This is a genomic window from Kitasatospora sp. NPDC048365 (assembly GCF_043200835.1).
Lineage (GTDB): Bacteria > Actinomycetota > Actinomycetes > Streptomycetales > Streptomycetaceae > Kitasatospora > Kitasatospora terrestris.
In genome coordinates this window covers 1-13,301 of sequence record NZ_JBICYJ010000009.1, presented here as the reverse complement: position 1 = coordinate 13,301, position 13,301 = coordinate 1, and the positions used below count along the sequence as shown (strand labels likewise).

The window sequence follows — 13,301 nt, the reverse complement described above, 5'->3', positions numbered from 1 at the left end:
GCCGTCCGCCGCGTCGGCAGTCGGCGCGAAACTCTGCGGTCGACGCTCGGCAGGCCCGAAGGGTTGACGCAGAATCAAACAGCGCGCTCTCATTGCTCCGGGGCTGGTGTTGACATCTGTTGGTTCGCCCGACCGGCGGCCACCCGCTCCACTCCCCGAACCTTCGACAGCACCAGGACCAGCCCGCCGAGCAGGGGTGCCCGCCTCTCCAGCACCGACGGAACCACCAGCGGCGTCCGATCGGACGGCAGCATCGCACCCAGCTCTGACGTCAGCCGGTCCGCCAACGGCTCCCCGCGGCCGGCCAGGGACCCGCCCAGGACGACCGCCGACGGGTCGAGGAGCAGCGTGGCAGTGGCCAAGGCCTGCGCGAGCAGGACCACGGCGTCCACGGAGGTCTCCCGGGGTCCGGTCGGGCCGCGGTCGAGGTCGTGCAGAAGCGGCACCTCCTGCAGGTACGCGTCGAGGCAGCCGCGGAGCCCGCACCGGCACGGGCGGCCACCGGGGCGCACCATGAGGTGGCCGAGCCGTCCGGCGCTGCCCGAGCTGCCGCGGTGGAGGGCGCCGCCGATGGCGATGCCGAGGTCGATACGCCGGTCCCAGGTGAGGTTGAGCAGCGTGCGGGCGCCCCGGGCCGGACCTTCCGCGTACTCGGCGAGCGCGCCCAGGCGGGCCGGGCTCTCCAGCGCGATCGGGATCTGCCAGCGCTGGCGGACCGCCCTGGCCACGGCGTCCGCGGTCGGTCCGCCCCGCCGCCCGGGACCACGGCCCCCCTCCTCCGGCTCCTCGACAGCCCCGCCGACGGACACGGCCGCGCCCAGCAGCGTCTCGGCGCCGCATCCGGCCTCGGCCAGCACCTGCTCGGACAGGCCGCACACCAGGTGGGCGACGGCTGCCGGGCCGGGCCGGGCCGGGATCTCGATCCGCCGCTCCGCGAGCACCTGCTGCGACCGGCTGCCGACGGCGACCGCGACGTACCGCTCCGCGACGTCGACCGCGAGTGCCGTCCCCGCGGCGTGGTCGAACGCCACCAGGAACGGCCGCCGGCCGGCCCGCCCCTGGGCCATCGGCCGCTGGACGACCAGGCCGGTCGGCTCCAGCTCGGCCAGCAGGCTCGCCACGGTGGTCAGGGACAGCCCGGCGTGCCGGGCGAGGTCCTGACGGGTCGTCGGCCCGTGGCTCCGCAGTGCGCGCAGCAGGGCGGTCCGGTTGGCCGCGCGCCGCCTCGCCGAGCCGTTGGCCGACGCGACGACGGAGCCGCCGTCGCCGCTGCCGACGGTCATCGGGCGGCCCCCGTCCGGGCCCGGCCGTCGAGGCGCAGGCGCGCCGTGACCAGGGTGCCGTCGGGGCCGGACTCGATGGTGCAGAAGTCGGTGAGGGCGCGGACCAGGGCCAGACCGCGCCCGCAGGCGATGCCGGCGTCGGCCTCGCTGCGCCGGGATCCGGTGCGTTCTCGCCAGCATCCGCAGTCCCGGACGGCGATGAGGAGGTCGACGGGGTCGATCCTCACCAGAACGCTGACCGAACGGCTGCCGCTGTGCAGGACCGCGTTGGTCACGAGCTCGCTGACCACGAGGCAGGCGATGTCACAGGTGCTGTCGGGCAGCGAGTGGTGACGGACGCAGCCGCGAACGAAGTGCCGGAACTGCGGGACGCAGGCGTCGCCCGACGCGGTGGTGCAGGCCGCCGCGTGCGAGCCCGCGGCTGCCGCCGTACGTGCCGTGCGGGTCTCGGCCGGCCCGGGGGCGCTGGTGGTGCTCATGGTGTCTCCTGGCGTGGTTCGCGCGGCTGCGGGGCACGGCGTGCCGAGGCCCCGGGGAGGCCCGGGTGCCGGCTGCGCGAGGGTGAATCGGTGGCGGACCGGATCGGCTCGGTGGCGGGATTCCGCGGTGATTCCGCCGAGGGCGCCAGCCGGGGGCTGTGGGAACTCCCGTCCGGCGCACTTCCATGAAATCGCCGGGCGGGAGCGGCTTCCACGGTTTGGACGGCCGATTCCGGTGACATTCCTGTCTCCGCTGGGGGTGGAGGACGGGGCCGCTCCCGGTGGCACTAGGTAGTGGCAGCGGGTGGGTGGGCGCCGCGGTAGGTAGTGCTCCCGGTGGCCCGGGTACCGGGGCGGGGAGCGGCACCGAGTCGGCCGGGAGGACTTCGCCTCCCGGCCGGCTGGCATGCGGTTCAGGTGTCAGGCGCAGTACACCTTGGGGTCGGCCCAGTCGGCGTGGTCGCTGGTGTTGCCGTCGCCGCCGTCGCCGGCGACGAGCTCGAGGACGGTGGTACCGGCCGGGACGGGGATGTCGATGGTGGTGGCGGTACTGTCGCTGCCCCGCAGGACCGGGGTGGTCGTCAGGTCGGCTCCGTCGGCGCGGACGGTGTAGGTCACCGAGCCGCTCCCACCGACCTCGTCGTCGACGCCGACCGTGGCGGTGAAGCGGGTGCAGTGGCCGCCGACGTAGAGGCTGACGGTGCTCTTCGCGTTGGTGCCGACGCCCCGGGAATAGGTGGTGCCGCCGATCGTGAGGGTCTTGTTGTCGTTGCTCCTGTCGAGCTTGACGCCTCCGCCCCAGCCGTTCGTGGAGCCCAGGAACGGCAGCCTGCTGACGTCCGTGGTCGCCGTGGGGGCGGTCAGGTGGCGGACGGTATGGGTGTCGGTGAGCTGCTGGTCGCCGTTCTGCTGGGTATAGCCGGCGGTGGCGGTGAGGGAGGAGACGGCGGGGAGCGTCCCGCCCGGGGCGGTGACGTTCCAGGTGGCGGTGAAGGTCGAGCCAGGCGCGACGGTGGCCGTGGCGGTGGGGCCGGTGGGCTGCGCGGTCCAGCCGGTGGGCAGGCCGAGGGCGAGGCCGACGTTCGTGGCGCCGGGCTGTCCGCCGGGAACGGTGAAGGCGGCGGAGACGGGGTAGCTGCCGGCCGGGGTGGCGTTGTCGGGCGCGCTCAGGGTGAGCGCGGCGTTGTGGGCAGCCGGCACGGCGTAGGTGGCGGCGTCGTAGCCGGGTCCCGTGACCGGGGCGGGGTTCAGCGGGGAGGCGGTGGTGCCGAGGTTCTCCAGGGTCACGGTGCCCAGGCCTCCGTTGGTGCCGCCCTCGTTCCACAGGGCGATCGCGACGGTGTTGTCGCCGCGGGGGTCGAGGATGCCGTTGGGGATCGGGAAGACGTGCTGCGGGCCGACGTTGTTGATGTAGGTGCCCAGCAGCCAGCCGTTGACGTAGATCAGCGCCCGGTACTTGCGGCTCGGGTCGTCGGCGATCTTCAGGCCGACGGAGGTGTCCTGGCCGGGGGGAAGGCTGAGCGTGGCCTTGGTCCGGTACCAGGACACGCCGGGGGTGTTGTCACGGGTGGCGAGGGTGGTGCCGGCCCAGGAGCTGTCCGGGAAGCCCGGCAGGGTCCAGCCGGCCCGCTCACCGTAAAGGCCGCCGGTGTTCATCGGACCGCGGGCGGTGTCGACCGGGACCTCGCCGCCCCGGGCGCCCTGGATCCGCCAGGTGATGGTGGAGAGGGGTGCGCCGGTGACGAACGCACCGGTCAGACCGCGGGCCTGCTTGTTGGAGTCGTCGGTGCCGGGGTTCTGGTTGTGGCCCAGGTTCTGGACCAGGACCGACACCTCGTTGTCGGCGCCCGGCTTGAACACCCCGGCCGGGAAGGGAAAGCTGTGGCCGTTGCCGTCGCCGGTGGTGCCGAGGAACGTGCCGTTCACCCAGACCGAGTAGATCCCCGAGCCGCCGGTCAGCGCGGACAGGTTGATGCCGGTCGCCTCGGCGCCTGCCGCGAAGCGGCCGCGGTACCAGACATCGCCGTAGTGGTAGCCGTAGTCGTCGGCGAACAGCACCGGCAGCGTGACCGGCTTGGTGATGCTGTTGGAGCCGGTCCTGTCGGCGACCGTCCAGGAGGAGTCGTCGAACCCGGGCTGCGCCTCGAAGGACTCCGCGGCGTGCTTCCAGTCGGTCAGGGCGGGCAGGACCACCGGGGCGGGACCGGCGAGGCTGCCGGCGGCGGACCCGCCGGCGCCGGCCTGGGTGGCCAGCGGCGCTCCGTTCCAGGTGATCGGGTCGCTGCCGTTCGCGAACACCTCGATGCCCTGCTGCGAGGAGCTGTCGCCGGTCAGGTCGAGGCGGCCCGAGGACGCGGTGGCCGTGCGCAGCAGGTCGCTGCCGTGGACGAGGACCGGACCGTTCGCGGTGTCGGCACGCCAGAACTTCTTGGCGTTCCGGTCGTCGCCCAGCAGGAGCAGCAGCGGCCTGAGGCTGCCGGGGCCGCTGATCAGGACGCGGGCGAGGCCGCTGTGGGTGTAGTCGAGTCGTAGGTCGCCGGTGGCGGGGTCCCAGCTCTGGTCGACGGTTCCGGACAGCACCTGGACGGTCGGCTGCTCTGCGTAGTTGAGGACGGTCTCGCCGGCCTGGCCGCCTCGGCCGTAGAGGACGGCGACGTCCCGGTCGCCGATCTGGGCATGGGTGAGGATCTCCGAGGTGGAGTACTGCAGTTGGGTGGCGCCGAGCCGGTAGTCGGCGACCAGGATCTTGGAGTCGCGGCCGGCGAAGGTGACGGCGGTGCCGGCCTGCTGCGGGACAGTCGGGTAGGTGCGCGTCCTGGTGGTGTCGAGGACGTCGATCGCGTCGACTGCGACGAAGGTGCCGATGGCGGAGGGGTTCTTCTGACCGGTGACGGCGAGCTTGAGCGTGTGGGGGCCGGCGGTCAGGCCGTCCTTGCCGAAGAGGACCTGGTCCTTGGCCTCGGGGCCGGCGCCGTAGCTGTCGACGGTGGCGACCTTGGTGCCGTCGAGATACACGTCGGCGAGTCCGTGGTTGGCGGCCCTGGAGCCGATCCAGCGCACGGAGGTGCCGGTGAAGGGGATGGTGACACTGTCTCCGGCCGTGCGGGAGAACGACTCGGTCCGCTGGTACTCGCCGACGGTGTAGCTGGCGGTCCGGTCGGCGTGCGTCCAGGTGCCGGCGTACTGGAGCCCGGCGGAGGTGTCGTCGTGCGTGTAGCCGGAGTGGCCGCCGCCGACGGTCAGCGCGAGCCCGGTGGAGTCGGTGGACGTGGACGTGGAGTCCTTGTGCCGCAGGATGTGGAACTGGGTGCCGGTGTCCGGGCTGCGGCGGGCGGTGTCGGTGATCGCGGCCGGGTTGGTGAGCGCGGCGGACGGCGCCTTGTCGGTCCTGGTGATCGGGGTGACGCTCTGCAGGAAGTAGCCGATCAGCTTGTCCTGCTGGTACTTGTCGGAGAGCTGCCGCGGCTCGGTGATGGCCGCCCCGTAGTCGTACGAGGTGTAGGTACCGGAGACGGCCTGGCGGCCCCAGTTGGTACCGCCGTACGTCATGTAGAAGCTCTGCATGGTCGCGCCGGAGGCGATGTTGTTCTTGTAGAACACCGAGGCGAAGTCGGCGCCCATCTTCTCTCGGCACTTGTCGCCGTCGGACCCGCCCCAGCTGTTGATGGCACCGCCCTGGAACTCGGGGAGGTACAGCGGCTTGCCCGCGGGCTTCTTGCCGGAGTAGTCCGTCACCTGCTTCCAGGTCGGGTCGGCGCAGTTGAACAGCAGCGGGTAGTCGTCGGTGCCGTCGATGTCGACGGGGCTGCCGGGGAAGTTCCAGTGGTTCCAGTGGTTTCCGGTGAAGGGGACGGTGATGCCCGCGTCGACGGCCTTCTGCCTGAGGTGGGTCACGTACGCGATGTCGGCGGGAGCGGTGTGGGTGAACTCGTTCTCCAGCTGATAGGCGATGACCGTGCCCCGGCCGGTGGTGAGCTGGTGGCGCGCGATGATGGCGTCGATCCGCTCCAGCCACTCGTCGACGTTCGCGAGGTGGTCCGGGTCGGTGCTCTTCTCGTGTCCTGGCGTGACGTTCAGCCAGGCCGGGTAGCCGCCGCCGTCGACCTCGGCCTGGATGTAGGGGCCGGGCCGGGCGATGACGTAGATGCCGACCTCGTTGGCGATGTCGAGGAGCTTGTCGACGTCGCGCACCCCGGTGAAGTCGTAGACGCCCTTCTTCGGCGAGTGGTACGCCCAGTCGAAGTAGAGGGAGACCGCGTTGAAGCCGCCGGACTTCATCTTCTGCAGGACGTCGCGCCACAGGTCGGGGCTGGGCAGGCGGAAGTAGTGGAACTCGCCGCCCCAGATGTAGGTGGGCCTGTCGTCGATCCTGAGGGAGTAGTCGTCCCAGGTGACGGTGTGGGAGGTGGTTGCCACCGCGGGGGCCGCGACCGGCGCGGCCTGGGCGGGCACGAGGCCGGCGGGCCCGCCGAGAGCCATGGCCGCGCTGACCAGCAGAGCGGGAATCGCCCGGTGACCGCTCCTGCGCATTGTGTCTCCTGTCTGAGGGAGGGGTTTCGCCGGTACCTCGACCGGAGTGCTCGGGGCTCATGGGCGGGTCGGCGCCCGACCCGACAAGTCAACAAATTAGCCCAATAAAAACACTCAGATATCAACGGTATCCAACGTGGCGACACCAGGAAACGCGCCGTTCATCCACCCGTCAAGGGGGCCGACAGCGCCGACCGGCTTCGATACCTCGCCGTTACCGGCCCAGCATTTGGCCAACTACCTGTGAAAATGTCGCCATTGAAGGGGGTCTTGCATCGCTTGAGTCGCCACGCGCCCCGATGTTGACTTCTGTTCCATTTGGCGCTTCCATATGCCCCATCCAGTCGAAACATGCTGGAAACGAGCCGGCGTGCATCGCCAACGACGGAACCCGCCGCCGTCCTCCGAAGGAATCCGACGGATTCCCGCAGATCACGCGGGAGCCCTCCCCCAGGGCCGCCCCGGTCGGGTGATCGCTCGCACTCCCACCCCCCACTGCTCCAGGAGACGCCCATGTCCCCTCTCGGTCACTCCCGCCCTGCCTCCCGCCGCAGAACCGCCGCCGTCCTGGCCGCCGCGCTCGTCGCGGCCGTCGGCCCGCTCGCCACGGTCGGCGCGCCCTCGGCCTCCGCCCACGACAACGGCGTGGCCCTCAAGCCGCCCATGGGCTGGAACACCTGGAACTCGTTCGAGTGCAACATCAGCGAGCAGCTCATCCGCTCGGCTGCGGACAACCTGGTCTCGTCCGGGATGGCGGCCGCCGGCTACGACACCGTCGTCGTCGACGACTGCTGGTTCGACCCGCAGCGCGACGCCCAGGGCAACCTCCGCGGGAACGCCGCCCGCTTTCCCAGAGGCATGAAGGACCTCGGCGACTACCTGCACGCCAAGGGACTGAAGTTCGGTATCTACGAGGTTCCCACCGACCTGACGTGCGCTCAGCGCAACCACCAGTACAGCGGGGCCACCGGCAGCCGAGGGCACGAGCAGCAGGACGCGAACACCTTCGCCTCCTGGGGCGTCGACTTCCTCAAGTACGACTGGTGCTCCGATGAGGGCACCCTCGCGGAGCAGATCGCCGGCTTCACCACGATGCGCGACGCGCTGCGCAACACCGGCCGCCCGATCGTCTACAGCATCAACCCCAACAGCTTCCACCAGGACAAGACCGGCGCCACCTACGACTGGTCGTCCATCGCAAACATGTGGCGGACCACCGAGGACATCTCGGCCGACTGGGACAAGCCCAAGACGACGAACGCGTACTCCATGGGCGTCATGAACATCGTCCGCTACAACGGCCCCCTCGGGAGCCAGGCCGGCCCCGGCCACTGGAACGACCCCGACATGATGGAAGTCGGCGTGAAGAACAAGAACACGGGCCTGGAAAGCATGACCCCGGACGAGTACCGGTCCCACTTCAGCCTCTGGGCCCAGATGGCCTCCCCCCTCGTCGCGGGCAACACGCTCCCCGACATGACGCCGGAGGTCAGGGACATCCTCACCGACGCCGACGTGATCGCCGTCGACCAGGACAGCCTCGGCAAGGCCGCCCGGATCGTCGCCAACACCCCCACCCAGCTGCTGACCGTCCGTGAACTCGCCAACGGGGACCGCTCGGTCACCCTCACCAACACCGGCAGCACCACCGCCACGGTGACCACCTCCGTCGCCGAACTCGGCATCGCCGGCGCGCCGTCCTACACCGTCAAGGACCTGTGGTCCGGTGCCACGACCACCACCACCGGCGCCCTCTCCGCGACCCTCGCCCCGCACGCCACCGCCATGTACCGCCTCACCCCCGGCGGCCAGATCAGTGCCACCCAGGCCCTGCCGGCCGACGGTACCTACGAGATCGCCAACGCGACCACCCCCGGCCAGGTGATCGACGACCCCGGCCCCACCAAGGCAGCCAACACCCAGATGATCACCTGGGACCGGAACCAGGGCACCAACCAGCGCTGGATCCTCACCCGCAACACCGACGGCACCTACAGCCTGAAGAACCTGTACTCCAACCTCTGCCTCGACATCAGCGGCGCGTCCACCTCCGCCGGCGCCGCCGCCATCCAGTGGTACTGCAACGCCGGCTCCACCAACCAGAAGTTCGACCTCGTCCCCACCACCGCCAACGTGTACAAGCTCGTCGCCAAGCACAGCGGCCTCGCCGTCACCACCTCCGGCACGGCCAAGGGCTCCTTGCTCACCCAGCAGGCGGCCGCGCCCAACCAGACCTGGACCGTCGTCCGGACCGGCTGACCCGCAGGCCGAACCCGCCGGGCGCCCCGAGAACGGGCGCCCGGCGGAGAACGCACGCGTTCCCGGGACCTGGCCGGTCAGCAGGCCGAGTGGAACAATCTGTGACAGGACAGCTCGCTCGACCCGTTCGGAGATGCTCCATGCCGGCTGTGCGATCCGATCGGCCCGGTTCCGACCGCCGGTCGGGATTCGCGTTCGTGGGGCGCAAGGACGAGCTGCGCAGGCTGCTGGCGGCGCTCGGTGACGGCCCGGCGGTGATCTTCGTGTCCGGAGAGGCCGGCATCGGCAAGTCCCGGCTGCTCCAGGAGGCCACCGATCGACTGGCCGACGAGGCCGTTCCGGTCCTGCGCGGCTGGTGCCATCCGCTGCGCGAACCGCTGCCGTTCGGCCCGGCGATCGAGGCCCTGCGGGCAGGACGGTCACACTTCCGGCCCGGCGTGAGCTTCGGGCCCGCGACCGCCGCCCTCGCCGCCCACCTTCCCGAGCTCGCCGACCGGCTCCCCGAACCCGGCCCCGAAGCCGTCGAAGGCAACGCCAACCAGGGGCTGATGCGTGCGGTGCACGAGATGCTCGCCGCGCTCGGGCCGGCCGTCCTGATGGTCGAGGACGTGCACTGGGCCGACGACGCCACCCGCGACCTGCTGCTCCTGCTCGCCCGCAACCCACCACCGCACCTGCGGCTCGTCCTCACCTACCGGGAGCACGACCTGCCCGGCCCCGGCAACGTCCTCGGGCCGCCCTACCGCCGCCCCGTAGGCGTCGGCGGCACCGACATCGCGCTGGACCTGCTCACCGAGGCCCAGGTGCGGGAACTGGCCGTCTCCGTCGTCGGTCCGGCCGCCACCGGGCACCTGTGCCGGGAGTTGTTCGAACGCAGCGGCGGCCTCCCGCTCGCCGCCGAGGAGGACCTCCTCGTCGTGGCCGACCGCGTCGCCCGGACGCACGGCACCGACGCGGCGCCCGTACTCGACGAGGTGAGGGTTCCGCGTGCTGTTCAGGAAGCCGTGGACAACCGACTGGCGGGGCTCGACCCGGATGCCACGGCGATCGTTCAGGCGGCCGCCGTTCTGGCCGTCCCGGTCGGCGAGGAACTCCTCGCCGCGGTCGCCGCGCTGAGTGACGATCAGGCCGAGGACGCCGTGATCGCCGCGATCCGGGCCGACGTGCTCACCGAGCGGGGCCCCGGCCGGTACGGATTCCGCCACGTCCTGGCCTTGCGCGCCGTCTACGACACCGTCCCGGGACCGCGCCGGCGCCGCCTGCACGGCCGCGCCGTCGACGCCCTCTCCGCCCAGGGGATGCCCGCACTCGTCCAGATCGCCCACCACACCCGCCGCCTCGGCGACACCGCCGCCTGGCTGCCCCGCGCGCAGGCCGCCGCCGACCACGCCGCCGCCGTCGGCGACGACGGCATCGCCTCCGACCTCCTGGGGCAGCTCCTCGCCGAACCCGCCCTCCCGCCCGGCGACCGCACCCGCGCCGCGCTCGCCCTCAGCACCATCGCGGTGGACCGGACCGACCCCGCGGCGAGCATCGCGATCCTGCGCGGCATCGTTGCCGACCCGGCCCTCGCCACCGAGACCCGCGGCGAGATCCGCTTCAACCTCGGCCGGGCGCTGGCGAACACGGACGCCTACCGGGACAGCCGGGCGGAGCTGGAACAGGCGATCGCGGAGCTGGAGAGCAGGCCGGGGTCGGCCGCCGCCGTGACGGCGTGCCTCGGCTTCTACTCGGCGATGAGCCCCCGCGGCGGCCCCGCCGCCGAGAACCTGGCACTGATGGAGCGGGCCACCCGGCTGGCCGAGACGAGCGGCGACCCGGTCGCCCGGGCGGACGTCCTCGCCAACCGCATCAGCCTGCTCGAACTCCTCGGGCACCCGCAGGGCCGGGAGCTCCTGGAGCAGTTGCCCCGGGAGAGCACCGACCGCCGGGTCCTCCGCCACTGCGCCCGCGCCGTGCACAACGCGGCGTACAGCGGCCTCGCCCGCGGCTGCGACGACGCGGTGCGCGGCCTGCTGGGCGAGGCGGAGGACCTCTGCGACCGCGTCGGGTCCCAGTTCATGCGGCTGGGCTGCCGGCTGATCCGGCTGCACCTCGACCTCGCGGCCGGACGCTGGAACGGCCTCGACCGGACGATCGAGGCCATGCTGCTGGAGAGCGCCGAGGACAGCCCGCACCGGCTCGAACTCCTCCTGGCGAGGGGCACCCTGGACACCGCGCGGGGTCAGTGGAACGCCGCTCGCGAGGACCTGCTTCCGCTCGTCGACGGTCTCGACGAGGACATCGGCCCTCCGGCGGTCGCCGTGCTCGCCCGACTGGACCTGCTGGAGGGCGACGCCCCGGCAGCCTGGCGACGGACGGAACAGGCCCTGGCGTCCCGGCGCCGCAAGGGACTGTGGGCCCGGCCCGTCGACCTGGTCCCGACCGCCGTCGAGGCCGCCCTCGCGTGCGGCCTCCACGACGACGCGCGCCGGCTGACCGACGAGGCCGAGCGCGGCATCGCGGGCCTCGACGCGCCCGCCGCCACCGCGGGCGTCTCCTGGTGCCGCGGGATGCTCGCCGCCGACGCCGACCCCGACGAGGCCGTCGTCCACCTGGAACGCGCCCGCGCCCGGTACCGTGCCATCGGCCGCGTCCACACCACCGCCCGGGTCACCGAGCGGATCGGTCGGCTCGACCTCGCCCACCGCCCCGACTGGCCGGAAGCCGCAGTGAGCGCCCTCCAGGACGCCCTCGACATCTTCGACCGCCTCGGCGCCACCGCCGACGCCGCCCGCTGCGAACAGGCCCTCCGGGTCAGCGGGCATCAACGCACCGGGCCGCGCGGCCACCGCGTCCCCGCCGGCAGCCTCTCCCCCCGCGAACAGCAGGTCGCCGAATTCCTGGCCACCGGCGCCACCAACAAGGACATCGCCCGAACCCTGGCCCTCTCCCCCCGTACCGTCGAACACCACGTGGCCGGGGTCCTGCGGAAGCTCGGCACCACCCGCGACCACGTCCGCGACACCCTCGACACGACGGGGTGAGGCCTCCGCGGCTACGGACCGGACTCCGGGGAGCCGGGGCCGGCCGCCACGCGGAAGCCGATGTTGCCGGTCGAGCTGGCGGGGGTGTTGGAGCTGCGGGCGGCCACCCGGTAGCGGTTGCAGTACGAGGCGTGGCACAGGTGGGACCCGCCCCGCATCACCCGCGCGGTCCCGGCCGGCGGCCCGGCCGGGTCCCACCGGGGCCCGGCGAGGTGGAAGTCGGGGCTGAACCAGTCGGCGCACCACTCCCAGACGTTGCCCACGGTGTTGTACAGCCCGTAGCCGTTGGGTCGGAAGGCCCTGACCGGCGCCGTGCCCCGGTGGCCGTCCGCGGCGGTGTTCAGGGTGGGGAAGACGCCCCGCCAGATGTTGCACCGGTGCTGCCCGTCCGGGGCGAGCTCGTCTCCCCACGGGTAACGCTGCTGCTCCAGGCCGCCCCGGGCCGCGTACTCCCACTCGGCCTCGGTGGGCAGCCGGGTGCCGGACCACGCGCAGTACGCCTGCGCGTCGTGCCACGACACGTGGACGACCGGGTGGTCCTGCCGTGCCCCGACGGAGGACCCCGGCCCCTCCGGCGCCTGCCAATGCGCCCCGGCGACCTCCCGCCACCACGGCACCGCCGGCACCGCCGGCGAGCCGGCGGCGAGGCGATCGTCGAGGAAGCCCTCGAAGACGTAACTGAAGCCGTACCGCTCGGCCTCGGTGCGGTACCCGGTCGACGCCACGAAGGCGCCGAACCGGGCATTGGTCACCGTGACCGGCGCGATCCGGAACGCACCGAGCACGACCGGGCGGACCGGCCCCTCGCCGTCCGCCGGGTAGCCCTGGTCGTCGTCGGTGCCCATCAGGAACCGTCCGCCGGGCAGGTCCACGAGTTCCTCGGCCGGCGCCGACGGAGCGGCGGACACCGCGAGGACGGGGGCTGCCGCCGCCCCCTCGGGGGGGACGGCTCGCGGCGTGCAGTGGCATTCCATGGTGGCTCCTTGGGAAGGCCGAGGGTCCGGCGGCGGCCCCGACAGGGGCGCCGCCGGGGCTCCCGGGTCAGATGTGCCGGACGAAGGCGTTGGCCCAGGACGTGTGGTCGTAGCTGTAGCCGTTGCCCGAGTCCCGGACCACCAGGCGCAGCACGGAGACGCCGGTCAGGTCGACGTCGACCTTCCGCGACTTGGTGGCGGCCGTGAGGACTCCGCTGTCGAAGGCCTTGCGGCCGTCGACCCAGACCTCGGCGACGACGCTGCCCTGGTTGCTCTGATTGGCGGAGAAGTCGTCGATGCCGACCACCGCGGTGAACCGGGTGAACCGGCGGGCGAGCCAGTAGACGATCTCGGAGTCGGCGTGCACGCCGAGGCCCTTGGAGTAGACCGTCTTGTCGAGGGAGATGGGGGTGCCGTCTCCGGAGGCCTTGCGCCCGTTGCTGGTGTTGCGCTCGACCGGTCCCCAGCCGTTGGTGTCGCTGATCCACGCCATGTCGCCGAGCCAGCCGTCGATGGTCGGCGGCTCCGGCGGTGCGAAGGAGCAAGCCTTGACGAAACTCAGCGCGCGGCCGGCGAAGCCGGGCGCGGGCGGGGGGCGGGGCGGCCCCCCCGCCCCCCCCCCCCCCCCCCCCCCCCCCCCCCCCCCCCCCCCCCCCCGCGGCCGGGACGGCCAGGATCAGGGCCGGCGAGCCGGCCGGGATCTCGGGGCGCTCGGGACGACGGTGGCGCCCCCGCGCACGGGAGCCTGGC

At 72.6% G+C, this 13,301-nt stretch carries 7 protein-coding genes; 2 read left to right on the top strand and 5 right to left on the bottom strand.

Annotated elements, in window-relative coordinates:
* Positions 1 to 89 precede the first annotated feature (89 nt).
* From ACGFX4_RS11310 to ACGFX4_RS11300, 3 genes are all read right to left on the bottom strand, one after another.
* Positions 90 to 1,283, bottom strand: coding sequence for an ROK family transcriptional regulator (locus tag ACGFX4_RS11310; RefSeq protein WP_393072001.1), 1,194 nt, complete (start codon positions 1,281 to 1,283; stop codon positions 90 to 92).
* Complete coding sequence (locus ACGFX4_RS11305) at positions 1,280 to 1,762, bottom strand: ATP-binding protein (RefSeq protein ID WP_393071999.1); 483 nt, start codon at positions 1,760 to 1,762, stop codon at positions 1,280 to 1,282. Before ACGFX4_RS11305 ends, ACGFX4_RS11310 begins: the two co-directional genes overlap by 4 nt.
* Positions 1,763 to 2,182: 420 nt before the next feature.
* Positions 2,183 to 6,292, bottom strand: coding sequence for a beta-galactosidase (locus ACGFX4_RS11300; protein ID WP_393071997.1), 4,110 nt, complete (start codon positions 6,290 to 6,292; stop codon positions 2,183 to 2,185).
* Positions 6,293 to 6,805: 513 nt separating this feature from the next.
* Here ACGFX4_RS11300 and ACGFX4_RS11295 point away from each other — a divergent pair.
* Positions 6,806 to 8,551, top strand: a complete 1,746-nt coding sequence (locus ACGFX4_RS11295; RefSeq protein WP_393071995.1) for an alpha-galactosidase — start codon at positions 6,806 to 6,808, stop codon at positions 8,549 to 8,551.
* 197 nt (positions 8,552 to 8,748) lie between these two features.
* Positions 8,749 to 11,577 (top strand): ATP-binding protein, encoded by a 2,829-nt coding sequence (locus ACGFX4_RS11290; protein ID WP_393071993.1) that lies wholly within the window; start codon positions 8,749 to 8,751, stop codon positions 11,575 to 11,577.
* Between the two features lie 11 nt (positions 11,578 to 11,588).
* Here ACGFX4_RS11290 and ACGFX4_RS11285 read toward each other — a convergent pair whose 3' ends face one another.
* On the bottom strand, positions 11,589 to 12,551 hold the full coding sequence (locus ACGFX4_RS11285) for a formylglycine-generating enzyme family protein (protein WP_393071992.1): 963 nt from the start codon (positions 12,549 to 12,551) through the stop codon (positions 11,589 to 11,591).
* A 67-nt stretch (positions 12,552 to 12,618) separates the two neighbouring features.
* On the bottom strand, positions 12,619 to 13,044 hold the full coding sequence (locus ACGFX4_RS11280) for an NPCBM/NEW2 domain-containing protein (RefSeq protein WP_393071990.1): 426 nt from the start codon (positions 13,042 to 13,044) through the stop codon (positions 12,619 to 12,621).
* Positions 13,045 to 13,301 lie beyond the last annotated feature (257 nt).

Coding starts and splice junctions, on each gene's coding strand:
- ACGFX4_RS11295 (WP_393071995.1), top strand. CDS start 6,806: ATGTCCCCTCTCGGTCACTCCCGCCCTGCCTCCCGCCGCAGAACCGCC.
- ACGFX4_RS11305 (WP_393071999.1), bottom strand. CDS start 1,762: ATGAGCACCACCAGCGCCCCCGGGCCGGCCGAGACCCGCACGGCACGT.
- ACGFX4_RS11300 (WP_393071997.1), bottom strand. CDS start 6,292: ATGCGCAGGAGCGGTCACCGGGCGATTCCCGCTCTGCTGGTCAGCGCG.
- ACGFX4_RS11280 (WP_393071990.1), bottom strand. CDS start 13,044: ATGGCGTGGATCAGCGACACCAACGGCTGGGGACCGGTCGAGCGCAAC.
- ACGFX4_RS11310 (WP_393072001.1), bottom strand. CDS start 1,283: ATGACCGTCGGCAGCGGCGACGGCGGCTCCGTCGTCGCGTCGGCCAAC.
- ACGFX4_RS11285 (WP_393071992.1), bottom strand. CDS start 12,551: ATGGAATGCCACTGCACGCCGCGAGCCGTCCCCCCCGAGGGGGCGGCG.